Here is an 18,157-nt window from a genome sequence, read left to right as displayed (position 1 = left end):
TAGATATGAATATAAAAACAACAATTTCTTTAATTTTGTTCCTTACAACAGTTTTGGCTCATGCGAATATGAATGATCAATTGAAATCAATTGGTAATCAATCGGAAATCAACAAGAAATCATTATCTGAAGCAAGTCAAACTGAGATTAAAAATAGTTCTGCTGCGGACATTGCCAAATATCAAGCGCTGATCAACGGATTGCTGGTTAAAAAACAAAATCAACTGGATACTGAGAGGAAAGGTGGGAAACCAGCTGATGGAGCTATTTTATTTGTTTCGTTTTCCATGCCAACCGATACCATTTTTGCTTTATCGCAGGAAGCAGATAGATTCAATATCCCTGTTGTGATTAAAGGGTTAGTTCAAGGGGATTTTAGAAAGACTCTTGAAAAGATAGCTTCTATTACTCAAGAAGCAAAACAACGCAGGATTAGATTTCCAGGTATTTCAATTGATCCTGTGTGGTTTGATCAGTTTAAAATTACTGCGGTACCTACACTTGTTGTTACCAAAAGACCTTCCTGGTGTAAATATCAAAAAGCCTGCGAGAATCAGCCGTATGATGCAGTATCAGGCAACATACCCATCAAAAAAAGCCTTGCTGTTATAGCAGAACGTGGTGAACAAGTATCGGAGGTCGCGTTTCATATTTTGGAGAAAGGCCATGTATAAGGGATTTATTTTATTTGTTTTTATGCTGAGTAGTGCTTTTGCAGGACAAACAGAACAGGACTTTAAGCGCTTTAAGGATTTTTCTAAATCTTTAGGCAATCAACCAATGGATCATGTACGTTCTTTTAAACCAGAAAAAGTCTTTGAAGATTACACAACAAATCCCCAAACCCAAAAATACTACCAGGGTGTAGAAAATGAAAAAAATGATTTAACCCTTTCTGCTAAAAGTGCTTTGAAAAATGATAAGGCTGGGCAGACCATCATTGATAATTTTAGAAAACATCAATTTGAAATCAATAAAAATAATGAAGCTATTAAACAGGCACAATTGATTGAGGAAGAAAGCAGCTCAATTGTCCATGGGCAGTCAAATGAACGCATTAATTGTGATGAAGCTAAAAAGCAATGTGAAATAAAAACAATACAGGAGACTTGTTATACCTCAAGAATGCTTCCAGATCAAAGCTGCAAAATGATACGAAAAATCACAGTGAGCAAGGAGAAAACACATAAAACGATTAATTTTTATGTCACTATCCCTAAGAAATGGACGGGTGCTATAGCGGTTAATCTTAAGACCGGCGCTATTTCTGGTGGGGCAGGAGGGCAGGTGAGTTCAACGCTTCAATTGTCTCATCCTTGCGATCAGATGAGCACTACTGTCCACTCGGTGTTAAATAACGGCGCACCAGCCTATTGGGTCGGGATCACACAGCTTCCCAGTTGCTCTAATGGCGGCATCATTTATTTATATGTCTCAAAGAAATTCAAACGATATTATCCTGTTCAGGTTTCTCTCACTGTGGATGCAATATCCAAACCGTTCGTTTCAAAAGATGAATGGGAAGATAGCTGTTTGGATATCAAAGCGCAAGGCAGTCTTTGTCATATAAAGAAAGAACAATGCACTGATACAATTAAAACGCGTGTAATTGATGGTTTGAAAGTAACAAGACCATGTTGGGAAAAAACACTCACTTATTCATGTGTTTCAGCACATGCTGATGAGTGTCAAATACCCAAACAAAAAGGGTGTATGCAAATTAGCTCGAAATGCGCCCGAATAGGCGATAATTCCTGCGATTTGTATGAGCAAACCTATAGTTGCGAGACAGAAAGTTGCCGTCTGCCTATAGCCTGCACCAAGAATTTGTATTGTGTAGATGGTGATTGTTCTAAAGCTACGCCAACAGAAAATAAAAATTTTGGCGAAGATGTTTCAGCAATAGCAGCCGTAGGCGAGGCTTCTAACCAATACAGACAAGGAAACCCAACGTTGTTTGCTGGCTCTGTTGCCAGGTGCAAAATCTGGCCTTTGGATGTGATCGATTGTTGCTCTGATAAGGGCTGGGGGAAAAAGATAAATCTTGCCCATTGTCGAGATGAGGATAAGGCTTTAGGGCGTGCCAAGCTGGACTATAAAGTGCATTACTTAGGTAAGTATTGCAGTAAAAAAGAGCTTGGCATTTGTATTGAGCACAAAAGAACTTATTGTGTTTTTAACAGCAAACTTGCACGCATTATTCATGAAGAAGGACGGTTGAGGCAAATCAACCAAGGGGCATTAGGTACGGCAAAATATCCTAATTGCGGTGGATTAACACCAGAAGAACTCCAACGCATCGATATGGGAAAAATCGATTTCATCGCCCCTGTATACCCTTTCCAATCAGGTATAAGGGATAAAAAAGCAGGTATTGCAGATGATATGGCGGTTAATAATCCAAAAGACGGTGATTTAGTTAATAAGACAAGTCAGCGTATCAAAGAGCGCATGGAGGCAAACTCATGAGATTTTTAGTGGTTTTAGGATTATTGGTGCCAGCCATAACGCTTGCACATCAGGATACAGTTACCGCAAAAGGGTTTCATTGGTATAGCCCCTCGATTGAAGAAAAAGAGCCAGTTCTTCAAAAGCCTGTTCAAAAACAAATGCCAACCATGGAGCCTTACGATGAGTTGTTGAGCCTAAGACGGCAAACCTTAAATAAACTCGCTGAATCGCTTTTGCGCCCGTCTGTTGAATCCACTCAATCCTATATTGAGGCACAAACAGAAATGGCCAAACGTCATCAGGCATTTGTAAGAAATTGGCAGCGTGTTTTATTAACCCATCCAGAATTAGATCATCGCTTGCATTTCCCAACGGATAATAATGCGATTGCAAATAAAAATGATGAACAAAAATTATTGACCGAGGAAATACTTCAAGCAAGCAAAAAACAGTTCGGTTTAATTTTTATTTATCATGGAAACAGTTCATTGTCTCGGCGTTTTGCCAATGTATTCTTACCTTTTGTAAAAGAATACCAGTTTTCGATGATTCCTGTTTCAGTAACAGACGAAGTATTACAGGAGTTACCTAATTCAAAACACGTTTCAATTGAACAATTAAGCCGAAAAATTCCTGTTAAAGCACGCTTTTTGCCAGCCGTTATGCTGGTTAATTTAAAAACGCAAGAAATGTCACCTTTATCCTATGGCTTTGTTGCTCTAACGGATTTAAAAGCGCGATTTTTAGATGTAGCAACTGATTTTAAGCGATTTAGTTATGAAGGATTAGGAGAAGCAGGATGAAATTATTTTCAGTTTTAATGTTGTTATTGGTCATGCAGGGGATAAATGCTAATCCAGCATTAGACGAGCTTAATACGATATTAGATAACCCTTATCAAACAAACTTAAAGACAACAAAAGGCAGCAGTGCGCTTGCCGATTTACAAAGCCACTATGCACTTGTTTTTATTTATCGCTCTGATTGTCCGCATTGTCATAATTTTGCCCCAATACTGGATGACTTCTCTCGTCATTTCAAAATTAAAATCAAAGCTTATAGCGTTGATGGAGGAAGCCTATCTCCTTTTAAAGGTGAACCCTTAAGCCCCGAACTTTTTAGAACTTTTTTCCTCTCTGGTGGATTCAAACCCATGGTTCCAGCACTTTTTTTACTGAATCAAGAAACAAATCAAGCCTATCCGGTGTTGTTTGGTGAAGCCGAACCTTATCAGCTGGCAAGCCGGATTGAGACGCTTATGGGGCATATTAAGGAGCAATTCAATGATGAGGTTTAAAAGTATAGCTATAACGCTGCTTATGTTCGTGCAATGTGGCTTTGCAAGTACAAGCAATGAGTTAAATCATTTTTTTAATAATCTTGGTTTTTCTTCTAACGTAACAGGAAGTCATGTTTATCAAACACAGGCGGCAGGGTACGTTTCCTCTGGAAGCTTATATATGAGAAATCAGGTGAGAAACATACAAATCGCGCATGTGGATGTGCCTGGGTTTCGTTCAGGATGTGGCAGTATCGATATTATTGCCGGTGGCTTTTCTTTCATTAGCACGGATCAAATTACTCAATTTATGCAATCGATCTTATCCAGCGGTGCAGGCTATGCTTTGAATCTCGCGCTTGAGACTGAGCTTCCTGAAATTGCCCACTCCATGCAATTTATTCAGAAGTTGGCAAACGATATTAACAGTTCAAATATGAATTCCTGCGAGATAGGGGAGACTATGGGCGGTGCATTATTTCCAAAAAATCGAGCCAATAGCCAGAGAATTTGTGAGGACTTAGGTATGAAATCAGGCGCATTTGCTGATTGGGCGAAAGCGCGTCATGAATGCTCAACGGGTGGGGCAATCGAGTCGCAACTGGAAAAGGCAAAATCTGATCCTGAATACAAAGATAGAGCCTTATACAATAAAAATGTAGTCTGGGATGCGCTACAGGAGAATGCTTTCTTAAGAAATAATAAGGAACTGGCCGAAGCATACATGTCAATTTCTGGCACAGTGGTATTTGATAACAAAGGCGCATTAACGACTTACCCATCACTTGTTAACAACCGCGATTTTATTAAATCCATGCTTTACGGCGGCAAGCTTCCCAGCTACCAGTGTCAGGATTCTGGAAAAACAAAAGACTGTGTGAATGTGGCCTATTCAGCAAGTACTTATCAAGACATTAAAAGCCAAGACAGCATAGTTAATAAAGTTGAATATTTAATGCAGGGAATTTATGACAATATTCGTTCAGGTACTGCCTTAAGTGAAGAGCAAAAAGGCTTGATTAACATGACCCATGATAATGTTTTTAAGCTGATTGCTGCTAATGCACAGCAAGGAATTGGCATTCAGGGTAGTTATGTATTGGCACAAAGTGTCGCAGCGGATTTGTTATCGCAATATTTATCTAATTCACTTTCTATTATTCGTTCTTCACTGGCAGGAAAGGATGCAGGTGCTGGCAATGAAGAACGGTTGCTGGCAAACCTTCGTGAAGCGCAACAATTTGTAGATGAATTTTCCAGGGAGTCGAGAGAGCGGTTTAATCAGAGCATGCAAACTAACGTATTGATTCAGCAAAATGTAAAACAGGCATTTAGTGCCTTAAGCCCTATGTTGCAATCAGCTTACAAGGAAGGAATTCAATCATGAGCGCATTGTTGACAGTTTATACGCCACAAAATGGGGAATACTTCAAGGAAGTATTGGATGCGATGGTATCTCTTATGGGAACCGATACATTTAGCAGTGCCATTGATTGTATTTTGATATTGGCAGCAAGTATGGCCGGATTTCAATTTATTACTGGCAATAAAATGCAAGCCTTGCTTCGTTATTTCTTAACAACGTTTTTTGCGCTCTATTGTCTGATAGGGCTTCATGTATCTGTAGCTATTGTAGATATGCAACAGGAAATGAAAGGGCTTACAGTTGATAATGTTCCTATTGGTATTGCGCTTCCTGCTTCAATTATAAGCCAGTTTGGACGAGCGATTACCTTAACCTTTGGAGATGTTTTTAGAATGCCTGATGATTTGGATTATAATAAGTCGGGAATGATTTTTGGTTCACGTACCTGGCTAAGCTCAACAAGCGCTAATTTTAACGGGGCGCCGGAATTATCCCGTGATGTTTCTGCGTTTATCCGTCAGTGTGTATTTGCCGCAAAACTATTGGGAAGCCATCAAATATCAGCTCAGGAATTAATCCACTCTAAAAATCTACAGGATTTGTATTTAAACAACTCAAAACAGTCGCCTATTTTTAGAGTCGTTTTTCATGATGGTGAAAACAAAAGTTGTAGTGAAGCTGCAAACGAACTAAGAGGGCGCATTAGCTCTTCTGTAGATAATGAGTTGGCAAGTTTAAGTCGATTAATGACAAATGGTAATAAGCAAAAATATGAAGATACCTTGAGTGCAGCACATCAATATTATATGGGTGTATCTAAAAAAGCTGCCGACATCATGACTCAGAATATGTTAATCAATGCAACGAGAGATGCAGCTCGTGATGCCTTTGCTTTTAATGGCGCTGATGCAGATTTAATGAATTACACCAATACAGCAAGCCAGCATAAAATGCATATTGCAGAGGCTAATAGCTTTTGGTTGGCCAGTTACCGTTTGCCTTATTACATGACGGTTTTTTGGATGTTGACGGTATCGATTTTTCCGTTGGTCTTTTTAATATCCTTATTTCCAGCCACTCAGAATGTGTATAAGGTTTATCTTCAGTCACAGGCTTATTTGTGGTCGTGGCCTCCGCTTTTTATCATCATTCATTTTTTCGTTTCAATGGCATCAAGTAAATCTACGAATATTTTTAATCAGCAAAGCGGTGGCGTGAGTTTTTCCAATATTGATTCACTGGCTAATATCCATAGCTTTTTTGCCTATACTGCTGGAGCACTTGCTGCGAGCGTTCCCGTCTTAGCTTATTACATTACAAAAGGCATCGCCTCTGTTTTAAGTAATGCCGCGCAGCATTTTGGTGGCATTGCCCAATCACTTTCAACCGGAGAGGCGCAAAGTATTGCCCAGGGTAATGTTTCAATGGCGAGCTATAGCGGTTGGAACATGAATTATGACAATACCAGTGCCCATAAATTTGATACGAACCGTTCTTATGCCGAGGGTAAGATTTCAGCTCAACATGAAAACGGTGCCATGATTTCAAGGATGTCCGATGGTTCAACCGTTGGTAATGTTCAAGGGGCTATGAGTAATGCTGCTGTTGGAATACACGCGGCAGATAGGGTGGTTGATAGTTTAAATCAGAGTGCCCAGCAATCGTTCCATAGCGCACAATCTCACCGAACAGCAGCTGATCATCATTTACAGCAGGCATTATCCGGATTATCCCAATTTAATGATTCGACCTCACTTGATACCAGGCAGGGTGCTGGGGTTAGTCAAACAACAAGTAGTTCCTATAATGAAGATATCCGCAATATGAAAGACGCTGTTCAGCAATATAACAGCCATCATGATGCATCTAAGCACGTTTCATTTGATCAGGCGGTTACAGGTAAAGTAGATACCTCCGGTTCCCTTTGGGGTAAGGCTGGAAAGCTTGCAACAGGGGCTTCTGTTGAAATCAGTGGCAGTGCGCGTCACGGCACTCATTCTAGCAATAATTTGCAGGATTTCTTTAATTCCAGTGAGGGTAATTCTTTCTCAAGCGCTTTTAACCATATGAGAACAACGGCGCACAATCAGCACCTCGATGTATCTGACAGCAATAGCTTAAGTGGTTCTGAACAGATTGCCGCCAATATTTCTAAAGGGGCATCTTTAATGTCTCAAGCAAGTAGTGAATATTCGCAGGGATTAAATTATCAGGCAGCAAGTAATCACGCCAAGGAGCAAGCGTCCAGTATTGATGCGAACTTTAACCAGGCATTTCATAATTATGTGGCTGAACATTATGGTTCGCAAGGGATTGAAACTATGCTTAGTACGGATAGTGCCTCGATTGCTGCACAAAAAACTTATGCAGATGAATTTATGAATTCGAGCGCCGCCCAAAGCCTGGTTAATCAAGAGGTAACGTCTCAAATTCAGTCAACCAAAAGCCATATTTCTGGAAGCTACCATGCTCAGGCAGAAAGGATTGCAAGCGATGTAAAAACCGAAATTGGAGGAAATCATCAGCAGAATGTGTCCTCTGTTAACCAAAAGGTTCATGCTAAAGGACTGGCAAAGCCAAACGTAAAAACCCAGTTTGACGCTGAGGAGCTACGCGATGGTTATCAGCATCATTCAGCATTTGATGATTATAAACATATGGAGCAGGTGACTAAAGATGCAGTATCACATCAGAAAGACCGGTTGTCAGAAATACATTCAACCCAAAAGAAACAAAGCGAACATAAAGACTAATTATTTTAGGGAGAAGCCATGAACGGAAAAAACAGAACGCAACAATTACAAATACAGCTTAAAGAGGATTTGCTTAATATAAAGAGCATAAAACTAGATACTTCAGGAGTCAGTGATTTTTATAAACCGCTTATCGGTGTTTTTTGTAAATATTTTTTTATATTAAGTCTTATTAACCTGGTGGTAGTCTATGGTCTCGCATTAAACGGCGCTATATACCTTCGAGATATTTCCCATTTAACACGCGATATCCTTATCCCAAATACGTTATTTGCACTGGTTGCCGTTATGGTATTGAGTCAGTTTTATGCGTTTAAATCCTTAGCTCATGGAAAGATAAAGTCGCTTGATTATATCCAGGGCGTTATCAATACCTTTGAGTTAATCTTTTTCGGGCTTTATGTCGTAGTTTATACCCTGTGTCTGCAAAGTGAGGGGGATATCAATGGCACTATCATGGGAGCCTCGATCACCACCTTTGTCATAACAGCACTTTTAATGGTTTTAGTTGTCACGCTTGAGTCTCAGCGAGTCGGTCTGCCTGTTATTACAAAATTGATAAGCCAACTCAATGACAAGAGAAAACAGGATTCATTTCTGCCGCCTCAAGATGACAATGACAGGAGTTAACGGGATGAAAGCATCGGGATTACATTTTATACGAGGAAGCAAAGTATTTGATTTTAATATGCGCATGATGGTTCAGGTCATGGGGCAGATTTTTATCTGGGCTGTCATTGGCTTTGCCTTTTTAGTATTTAGTCTTTTGTATATCACATCAGCTAAAGAAATCCATTTAATTAGCATTCATGCTTTAAGCCATTTGCTCGCAATGATTGGCAAAGGAAGTAAGGTTGTATGGCACTCAAAAGACTACGCCTTAACCGCAGATATGTTAATTCATTCAAAAAGTATTATGAAGGCAGTAGACCTTGCTAAATTGATGGTTTGGATTCGATTAAAAAGCGTGGTTCTTATTGGCGGTTTAATTTATTTTTTTATCGTTTGGTTGTTTTATTTTCTATTTAAGAAAAAGGGTGAACGTTTAAGTCAGGACAAATACATTTCTGGAACAAGGCTTGCAAAAAATACCAGGCAGACTATTCGCTCATTAAAAAAATCAAAAAGAGGACTTTCCGATATTAAGTTATTAGGTAAGTTACCTATGCCCAAGCGCTCTGAAAGACAAGGTGTTTTCTTTCATGGTTCTATTGGGGCAGGTAAATCGCAAGCCATTATGCAGCTGTTAGATCAACTTCGTGCATCTGGCGATCCGGTTATCGTCTACGATAAAGAATGTACGATTAAGCCTTATTTTTTTAATAAAGACATCGATGTTGAATTAAACCCCATATCTGAACTTTGTGCCAATTGGGATTTGTGGGAAGAATGCGATAATCCTATGGAGCTTGGTTCAGTTGCGACCTATCTTATTCCAAAATCTGTGCAAGGCAGTGATCCATTCTGGGTAGATGCAGCCAGAACCATTTTGACCTCGATGGCCTGGAAGATAAAACCGCGCGAGGATAAAAGCATTATTGTGTTATTGCAGCTACTACTCACTACAACTCTTGATGAAATGCGAGGGCTTCTAAAAGGTACGGAATCTGAGAACCTGGTAAGCAAGGAAATTGAAAAAACAGCAATTTCAATTAAATCTGTACTGGCAACCTATACCAAGGCACTAAGGTTTCTTGAAGGGCTTGATCAAAAGAATAAAGAAAAATTCTCCATTAAACAGTGGATTGAGGGCACCTGTCATCCAGGTTACAACAAGGGATGGTTATTCATCACTTCACGTTCTAAATACCATAAGGAAATCAAACCATTAATCTCATTGTGGTTAGGGCTTGTCATGCAGGGCGTTCAATCCTTAACGCAAGATAGTAATCGTAGAATCTGGATTGTCATGGATGAGCTGGCAAGTCTTCATCGCCTTGAAATGCTCTCTGATACCATGGCTGATATCAGGAAATTTGGTGGGTGTGTAGCTATTGGCATTCAATCGATTTCACAACTGCAATTTTTATATGGCAACCATGAAGCAGAAGCCATTGCCGACTTATTAAATACTTCAGTTTATTTTAGAAGCCCTAAAGCTAAGGTTGCCAAATGGGTGTCAGAAGATTTAGGTGAACAAATTATCAATGAGGTAAAGGAATCGCGTTCTTATGGTCCTGATTCTGTTCGGGATGGAAATACTGTCGGAACTAACAGAACCATTCGGAAAACTGTTGAAGCTGCTCATATCATGACTTTGGATGATTTAGAGTGTTATGTGCGGATGGTTGGCGACCATCCTATTACACGGATAAAAAACAAATATATTGAACGTAATTTAATTTGTGAAAGCTTGAAAGAACGTCCTATTGATTTTGATGCGCTGGAAAAAATCAATCGAGCAGCTCTTCAAATTCAAAACGATCCGAATATCGTTGATGAAGTTAAAAATATTCAAAAATTTGAAGAACAAGCCAATACGGTTTTAGAAAAAGAATCGCAGCAAAAACGCAAGATTGAAGATGCCGCACATCAAATTGAATTACATGAATCACCTACCGTACATATAAAAGACTTTGAATAAAAAAGACAGCCTTGTTAAGGAGAACGCCTATGTTAACAATTAAGCCATTGGGTAATGCCCAAGATGCACTTCATTATTATTCGGCTAAAGATAATTACTATTTAAAAGACAAAGAATCTTTAAAAGAAAGCTCCAGATGGATGGGGAAAGGGGCTGATAAACTCGATTTAAAAGGCATGGTTGAGCAGGCACCTTTTTTAAAGCTTTTAAATGGTGAGTTACCTAATGGTGAGGTTTTAGGAATTAGCAAGAATGGTGAGAGGAAGCATCGTTCGGGTACGGACGTTACGCTTTCTGCCCCTAAGTCTGTATCAATAATAGGGCTGGTCTTAGGGGATGAAAAAGTAATTGGCGCACATGAAAAAGCAGTTCAAAAAGTATTTGATCGTATTGAGAAAATGGCAGCAGAAGCCAGAATTACCATAAATCGCGAAACAGCTTTTCAAAAAACGGGTAATTTAACCGCAGCAAGTTTTTTACATACTTCCTCACGCGCACTTGATCCTGATTTGCATACTCACCTGGTCATTTTAAATATGACCGAGCGCTTAGATGGTATGTGGCGTGCTTTATCTTCCAGAGACAAAACAGACAAGGAAAACCTCGATCATGGGTTTAGAGAAATTATATATCAAAATCAGCATTATCTAGGCTTGGTTTATATGTCAACCTTGGCCAAGGAGATTAAAAATTTAGGCTTTGATATCCGCATTAAGGATATGTACGGAAATTTTGAAATAGAGGGCGTTCCACAAGAGTTAATTGATCATCTATCAAAAAGACGCGATGCAATCGTTAAAGATATGGAATCGAAAGGAAATTCCAGTGCAAAAGCTGCTGAAGTATCTAACGGTGCAACCAGGCAAAAGAAGGAAGATATTGATACACAAACATTGATTCAGTTATGGAAGGACGATATTTCAGCTTTTGGAATTGATTTAGAAACGCTGAGAAATCTTTCAAAAAGTCATTCTTTTGGCAAAACAAGTATTGATTATGCAAGCATCGCCATTAGCCAAGGCGCTAAAGAGGCTGTATCGGATGCACTGGAACATTTGACGGAGTTTAATACTCAGGTAAAGCATGCAAGCCTGGTTCGTCAAGCCTTTGCTTTTGCAATCGGAACCATTAGTCATGAAGAAATAGAGCAGGAAATATCTCATCGTTTAAAAGAAGGGGGATTACAAGGAAAAGCATTCGAATATTATACAACTGAGAGCATGATACAAAGAGAAAGGGAATTTATTGAGTCAGTGCTTAAAACAAAGAGCGCAAGACTTGATATCAATGATGAAAGCAAAGGGTTTTCAACAACACTATTAAAAAAAAATACCGCCATTGAAATTCTTGAGGTTAATGGCCTTAGCAATCAAAAAGATTTAATCAAAGAATTTATAGAAACTTCTGAGAATAATAAAATCAATGCTTATGTTTTACATCAAAGCAAAAATAATGCACAAATGCTAAGCGATGAGCTTAAAAGAGAAAGTCATGGACGGTTTTTTGTATGGCTTAAAAACCTTTTTAAAGACGATATTGTGCATACAGTAGCAGGTTTTAAATATCATCATGGTAAAACGGTTAATGCCAATAATAAACAAAGTGTCATTATAGTCCACGATGCACAAAAGCTGTCTTTGAGCGATATTGAGCAATTAAAAGGAATTACCGATTCAAATCGTGGAAAATTAATACTGTTAAACAACACAGATTCGACTTATGGATTTTCTGTAGGAAATCCTCTTAAAACCCTCAAAGAGAATGGGGTTTCATCAACATCTGTTTTAAGTGCCAGAAAATATATTGAAGTCGAAATTGCAGTGTCAAAAACAGCTAATACCAGTGCTGTTTCAGAACAAGCAAGAAATATTGTATCTGGGAAAAATACTACTCTTGTTGCTTTAAACAATTCGCAAAAAAAAGAATTGACTAAAGAACTTAGAGAGGAACTCAAAAATAAAGGTTTTTTATCGATACAGGAAAAAGAAGCAAATGTTTTGAGCACCCATAGTCTAACAGATGCACAGAAAAAGCATGTTAAATATTATTCGCCAAGGGATAGGATTACCTTTAAAGCATTTACAGCTAACCAAAAGCACTACGAAGTAATAAACCGTGCAGGCGAATCGTTAATATTAAAAAATGAACAGGGCAAGACAAGTTCTTTTAAACTGAATAAAGTTGACGAATTCCAGGTATCTAAAGCAGAAAAATTATCTTTTGCTATAGGGGATTTAATTAGAAATGATAGGGCATTATTTATCAATAGGCAAAAATATGACAAGGATAGTGTCTTTCAAGTAAGTGATCTCACCAAAGAGGGTATTGAGCTTAAAGACAATTTAAACCGCACATTGATCCTGAATAATGAAACGCTCTCAAAATGTTATCTATCTCATGCTTATGTAAAAAAAATCAATCAACTCCAAAAGGATGATCAAAATATCATCCTAAGCAGTAAACCCTATCAATTAAACAGAAACATTATTGGTGAGATGAGCGAAACTGCAAAACGTATAACACTTTTTACTGCTAATGAAATAAAAGCACGTAATTTTTTTGACAAGGAACAGATTAAATGGAGTGCGCATGAAGTTGCGGAGAAGAAACCAGATCTGGTTTATCGAAATGCAGCCTATGCCAATAAGATTATAGAAAAAGACCTTGTAAACCTGATAAGTGCCATGGATTTTAACAAAAGCTCTTTAAACAAAGAGGAAGTTTCACGCTTGGCCGTATCCTTTGCGGTTGCTAAATGTGCCGAAAGACATGCGGCTTTCAAACATAGCGATCTAATGACTCACGCCTTGAAATATGCATTAGGCACTATCGATTTTGATGATATTGCACCTGTATTAAAAGAACGTCTTCGTGATGGAAGCCTTGTCCATATGGATACCTACTGGACTACAAAAGAATCCCTTGAATTAGAAAAAGAAATCATAAAGTTAAATTTTTCTGAACAAAATGTTATTGAACCAATAGAAAAAGATAAAAATAAACTTTTGGAATTACCAAAAAATCTTACCAAGGGGCAAAAAGATGCGGTAACACTCATTTGCACATCAACCGATAGGTTTAATTCCATCCAGGGGCTGGCTGGGGTCGGTAAAACAACCATGATGAAGGAAGTTTTAAATATTGCCACACAAAACGGTTATAAAATATTAGGGGTTGCGCCGACACATCAGGCAAAAGATGAGCTTATCAGTAATGGTATTGGGTCAGAAACGATAGAGAGCTTTCTAACAAATAGTACACCAATAGATTCAAAAACGATTATCATCGCAGACGAAGCATCGATGATTGATAATCTTTCCTATCATCAGCTGCAAAAAATCATAAAAGAATCAGACAGCAGACTTTTTTTTGCCGGAGACATAACTCAATTACAGTCTTTATCAAGCGGTATCCCACATGAGCTAACTATAAAAACAAAATCACAAAATGCAGCTCATATGGATGAAATTGTCAGGCAAAACCCCAATCCCACTTTAAAAAAAGCAGCGGAGTATTCTTCTAATCGTGAGCTTAGAAAAGCATTTGGCGAGCTGGATAAAATCAATCCAAGTGAATGGATAGAAAGAAAACAAGGGATTGTTGGTCAATATAGGCAGTCTGTAGTTGAAATACAACATAATAGTCACGAGGCAATAGATAAAGTAAATCCAATTTATGAGGCAATTGCTAACGATTACTTAAGTCGAACCAAAGGTTGCCGGGAAAATACCGTGGTAGTGGTTCCGGCACACAAAGACCGGTTGCAGATTGATGTGTTAATCCGTGAAGGACTAAAAAAAGAATCCGAAATATCACACATTGAGCACGAATTTACTCGTCTTATTGCCAAGTCACAGGATAAAGTTGATTTAATAGACATGAACACTTTTAGTAAGGGTGACATTATTCGCTTTGGCCGCAGTTATCATATTGGCAAGAAGGGCGAATACTTTAAAGTCGAGGCAGTTGACAAAAATAAAAACAAACTTCATTTAAGTGGTGAAAATAAAGGACAATATACAATTAATCCTTCTGTTTTAGTTAAAGCACAAGCAAGTATTTATACTGAATTCAAAGGACAATTAGCGAGCGGCGATCGTATTCGTCTTAAGATCAGTGATGAAAATAGAGGGTTGGTTGCAAATAAAGAATATCAAGTTAAATCCATTAATCCTGAATTTGTATTGATTGAAAATGGCGAACACGCACTTAAATTACTGTTAAATGATAAATCAAGCCAACACTGGGATTATGCTTATACAAATACAGCTTATGCCTTACAAGGAGCAACCGCAAAATACGGTATAGGATTAGAGCTAAAAGGAAATGTTGTCGTTACCACCCATCGATCTCATGAAATAATTAATACTCGACCATCGCATCACTTAACCATCTATACTGATGACAGGGAAGGGTTGCTTGAGCGCATGGAAGATCCTGTTAAACAACGAGATGCGGATAAAAAGTCGGCTGTCATGGAAATTGATAGATATGAACAAAGAACAGAAAGACAGAAATATATTGCGCAGAATTTAAGTGTAACAAAACAAAATAATAACCCTGAAAAGATATCTCATATTTCACAAGATTCAAAACCTAAGATTCATTTTAAAGAAGGTAAAATAGATAAAGAAGCAGTGTTATCGACTCTTATTTCACGCTCTCGTGAGCTGGTCACCCATCTTTTAGGAGAACCTAATCATAGTCTATCTAAACCAAATAACTATCGGTATGGTACAAAAGGAAGTCTCTCTGTTAACCTCACTAAAGGGGTATGGTATAACTTTGAAACAGGAGATAAAGGAAATTTATTCCATTTAATTGAGTTAGAAAAAGGACTTTCAAATTTTAAAGAAGTATTGGATTTTGCAGTTAATTTTACAAATTACACGCCTGGATTAGCACCTGTTATCAATAAACCCATTAAAGAATCAGAAGTTAAACATAATGATAAAATGCAGAATTTAGCCGCTAAATTTTATCGACAATCCAGGCCAATCAAAGGGAGTCTTATAGAGAAATATCTTTTAATCCATAGGGGAATAAGCCAATTTGATTCAGCTGATATCCGTTATTGCCCTGGTATTTATACGAAGACAAATAAAGGTGTGGAATATCTTCCAGGACTACTTGCTTTTGCAAGAAATGAAGAAGGACAAATAAACCATGTCCAAGTCACAAGGCTCGATCAAGAAACAGCAAACAAAACAAAAAAGTGCAAGGTTGTGAAGCAAACTTATAGTGCAAATAATGGTTTTGCAGTTAATTTAAATCATAGGGGCGAGGGGGATGTAACCTATTATACGGAAGGTGTGGAAACAGGCTTGTCACTTCTTGAGGTAAATCCTAAAGCCCGTGTTTTTACTGTATTGGGTAAAGAAAATTTTGGCAATATTAAACTGGATAAAATACCGACCAAGAAAGTTATTTTATGTGTTGATAACGATGGAAAGGCGACATATAAATACAAAAAAGACGGGAAACATAATATCATTGAATCCGTTGAACGCCTTAATAAAAGTGGGCTTGATGTATTAATTTCATTACCCAAAAAAAATGGTCAAGACTTAAATGATATTTTAATTTCAAATGGGAAAAATGGATTAAAAAAAGAAATAAAATCTCTAATAACTCTAAAAGAGTTCAAGGAAATATGCGACAGAAAAAATCAAATAACTAAACTGGAATCTCCCGATTATAATCTAAAAAAATTACCGAACTTTAAGAATATTAATACCAATAAAAATATAAATAATTACGATATATCGCATAGCCAATTAATAAAAGAATTAAAGATAGAATCACAAAAAATTCATTCCAATTCAGAATCAATGATTCAAAAAACTTTGAAAAATACGATACAAAAAGACAGGGAAATGGAAAGAGAGCTGTAATTATTCAGCTCCTTCCATAAATTTGTTAGCGACCCTTTCTATCAATGCCAAAGCGGTATCCGCATCATAAACACCAAGATTACTTTTATCTTTATCAAAAACGATATGCAGTAATTCGATCAATATCTCATTCGACCGAACACTGTTTTTAAGTAAAATACTTGTAGTTGGATCGATCTTATCTTCTTTTGAGTTTAAAAAAACTTTAACACCCAAGGAAAGCATTGCTGATGCCATAGATTTTATATTTTTACCTTCTAATTTGGCAGCGGTTTCAAGATCGTCATAAACATCTTGTCCAATATCAACGGTTAGCTCCACAAGCTTTCTCCTTCTTCAAGAGGTATGGTTTTAGCACCAAATTTATTTAATTTTGCTTTAACATATTTGTAATGATTATTCTGAAAACCAGCAATAGTATTGTTTATATAATCAATTGATTTATGTTTTGCAGCCTCGCCAGTATCATCATTACAATTACTAAAAAGAATAGTGCTTTGCAGTGAATTTTGATACAAAACATGAGGGATTGAGGCATGAATTTGCTCTATCATTTTTCTAATTTCCTGTATGTTATTATCTTCTTTTTTTGTTGGGTTTATATCATGTTGCAGACAAAATTCGATTAAAAATTGTAGTGATTTTGTGTATGATAACTCCGTGGAGCTTCTTTTGTAGAGTTTAAAATGTTCTGCGATATCATGAAGAAATTCTTTTTCTCTATCGCCAACCTTGATTGATATTGTTTCTAAATTAGACATTTATTCTCCTTTTATCATTTCTTAAATTAGTATACTCTAGTTTTCTTGTGTAAACTAGAGTATACATATGTCTGCATCCCTTTATTTAAAAGTCATATATGTTTACTCTAGTAAACTATATTGAATACCAGGAAAATTTAACTCATTTTTATAAATGAAGAAATCAGCTATATGCCTTGATGTATAAGGCTTTTCACCATGCAATCAATGTTGCGTGGTGTGTGTAGAACTCTAACTGTGCTATTACCTTCTATTTTTACCAAGAATATTTATAAGGATCGTGTTCATATTAATTTTTTACAATGTTTTGAAGCGCAGACAATTGCGCGTTTGTGATTGATATGTTTTTCAATTTTAGTAAAATATTATTCTGATGTTTTTTACGTTTTAAAGGAAATAAATGTTCCGATTTTTTAATATGTTTTTGATAATTTATTCTTTATATATTATTGCAGGAATTTTTATTTATAGTTCAGCGTATAAAGAAGCGTCAGAAAGAATAAATGCTGCTGACGAGAATCATAAAGATCAAGTTGTTGGTTTTTACATGAAATTGTATGGATCTGTTATATAATTATTTATTTAAAATAAGGAATTAATCATGCCGATAATAAATAGCCAATCAAAGAGTAATAAAGAGCGTTTTAAAATAGAGATTAATTCTGAAATCAGTCAAGAAATTAAAAACTATATGGAATGGGCAGGAATTAATGATTTAAGTTTTTTTATTGAAGAAGCAGCAACGCTTGTCTTCTCTAAAGATAAAGAATGGCGAAATCATAAAAAAGAAAGCAAAAAAGTTTCTGCTTGAAGGACATTAATCAATGACTAAATGTTTCAAACATTTCAATGTTGATGCTGTATGCTCAGAGGAAGTTAGTATAGGTTATAATGCTGATGGTGAAATTTTTGAAATTAAGCCAATTTGCCAACAATGTTTAAATGATCATGAAAAAAGAAAAAGAAGAAATAAAAAAATCTTTTATGCTATTTGCATGTTTGTAGCTGTTTTCGTGCTTATTTTATTAAAAACTGATTGGCTTCCCTAGAAAAATATGGGCTTGCTGAG

The 18,157-nt window shown here is 37.0% G+C and carries 13 protein-coding genes; 11 read left to right on the top strand and 2 right to left on the bottom strand.

Translation table 11 applies throughout. The annotated features are described in order from the left end of the window. Nucleotides 1-5: 5 nt before the first annotated feature. Genes trbC through traI form a run of 9 tightly spaced genes read left to right on the top strand, consistent with a single transcriptional unit; the run spans nucleotide 6 to nucleotide 16,327 of the window. Nucleotides 6-674 (top strand): type-F conjugative transfer system pilin assembly protein TrbC, encoded by a 669-nt coding sequence (gene trbC / locus E1O41_RS09940; protein WP_131777182.1) that lies wholly within the window; start codon nucleotides 6-8, stop codon nucleotides 672-674. Further along, a complete protein-coding gene (gene traN / locus E1O41_RS09935; RefSeq protein WP_131777181.1) occupies nucleotides 667-2,469 on the top strand; it encodes a type-F conjugative transfer system mating-pair stabilization protein TraN in 1,803 nt (600 codons plus the stop codon). The genes trbC and traN overlap by 8 nt, the downstream gene beginning before the upstream one ends. Beyond that, nucleotides 2,466-3,254 (top strand): type-F conjugative transfer system pilin assembly protein TraF, encoded by a 789-nt coding sequence (traF, locus tag E1O41_RS09930; protein ID WP_131777180.1) that lies wholly within the window; start codon nucleotides 2,466-2,468, stop codon nucleotides 3,252-3,254. Before traN ends, traF (E1O41_RS09930) begins: the two co-directional genes overlap by 4 nt. Further along, on the top strand, nucleotides 3,251-3,748 hold the full coding sequence (gene traF, locus E1O41_RS09925) for a conjugal transfer protein TraF (RefSeq protein WP_131777179.1): 498 nt from the start codon (nucleotides 3,251-3,253) through the stop codon (nucleotides 3,746-3,748). The genes traF (E1O41_RS09930) and traF (E1O41_RS09925) overlap by 4 nt, the downstream gene beginning before the upstream one ends. Beyond that, nucleotides 3,735-5,117 carry a conjugal transfer protein TraH gene (locus E1O41_RS09920; RefSeq protein ID WP_131777178.1) on the top strand — a complete coding sequence of 461 codons (1,383 nt, stop codon included), beginning with the start codon at nucleotides 3,735-3,737 and terminating at the stop codon, nucleotides 5,115-5,117. Before traF (E1O41_RS09925) ends, E1O41_RS09920 begins: the two co-directional genes overlap by 14 nt. Further along, nucleotides 5,114-7,849: a conjugal transfer protein TraG N-terminal domain-containing protein gene (locus E1O41_RS09915; RefSeq protein WP_131777177.1), complete on the top strand. Its 2,736-nt coding sequence runs from the start codon at nucleotides 5,114-5,116 to the stop codon at nucleotides 7,847-7,849. The genes E1O41_RS09920 and E1O41_RS09915 overlap by 4 nt, the downstream gene beginning before the upstream one ends. Nucleotides 7,850-7,867: 18 nt before the next feature. Then, nucleotides 7,868-8,479, top strand: coding sequence for a M48 family metalloprotease (locus E1O41_RS09910; protein WP_131777176.1), 612 nt, complete (start codon nucleotides 7,868-7,870; stop codon nucleotides 8,477-8,479). A 4-nt stretch (nucleotides 8,480-8,483) separates the two neighbouring features. After that, nucleotides 8,484-10,433 (top strand): type IV conjugative transfer system coupling protein TraD, encoded by a 1,950-nt coding sequence (gene traD / locus E1O41_RS09905; protein ID WP_131777175.1) that lies wholly within the window; start codon nucleotides 8,484-8,486, stop codon nucleotides 10,431-10,433. Between the two features lie 29 nt (nucleotides 10,434-10,462). After that, complete coding sequence (traI, locus tag E1O41_RS09900) at nucleotides 10,463-16,327, top strand: conjugative transfer relaxase/helicase TraI (RefSeq protein WP_131777174.1); 5,865 nt, start codon at nucleotides 10,463-10,465, stop codon at nucleotides 16,325-16,327. Here traI and E1O41_RS09895 read toward each other — a convergent pair whose 3' ends face one another. Both E1O41_RS09895 and E1O41_RS09890 read right to left on the bottom strand, forming a co-directional pair. Beyond that, the gene (locus E1O41_RS09895; protein WP_131777173.1) at nucleotides 16,328-16,648 is read right to left on the bottom strand and encodes a hypothetical protein; all 321 of its coding nucleotides are present in this window, start codon (nucleotides 16,646-16,648) and stop codon (nucleotides 16,328-16,330) included. Next, nucleotides 16,639-17,088 (bottom strand): hypothetical protein, encoded by a 450-nt coding sequence (locus E1O41_RS09890; RefSeq protein ID WP_131777172.1) that lies wholly within the window; start codon nucleotides 17,086-17,088, stop codon nucleotides 16,639-16,641. Before E1O41_RS09890 ends, E1O41_RS09895 begins: the two co-directional genes overlap by 10 nt. 601 nt (nucleotides 17,089-17,689) lie before the next feature. Here E1O41_RS09890 and E1O41_RS09885 point away from each other — a divergent pair. Both E1O41_RS09885 and E1O41_RS09880 read left to right on the top strand, forming a co-directional pair. Then, nucleotides 17,690-17,899 (top strand): hypothetical protein, encoded by a 210-nt coding sequence (locus E1O41_RS09885; protein ID WP_131777171.1) that lies wholly within the window; start codon nucleotides 17,690-17,692, stop codon nucleotides 17,897-17,899. A gap of 13 nt (nucleotides 17,900-17,912) precedes the next feature. Further along, the gene (locus tag E1O41_RS09880; protein WP_131777170.1) at nucleotides 17,913-18,137 is read left to right on the top strand and encodes a hypothetical protein; all 225 of its coding nucleotides are present in this window, start codon (nucleotides 17,913-17,915) and stop codon (nucleotides 18,135-18,137) included. The last annotated feature ends 20 nt before the right edge of the window (nucleotides 18,138-18,157 follow it).

This window comes from Legionella impletisoli, assembly GCF_900639875.1.
Classification (GTDB): domain Bacteria; phylum Pseudomonadota; class Gammaproteobacteria; order Legionellales; family Legionellaceae; genus Legionella_A; species Legionella_A impletisoli.
The sequence above is the reverse complement of the archived record's forward strand: the minus strand, read 5'-3'. Positions and strand labels throughout refer to the sequence as shown.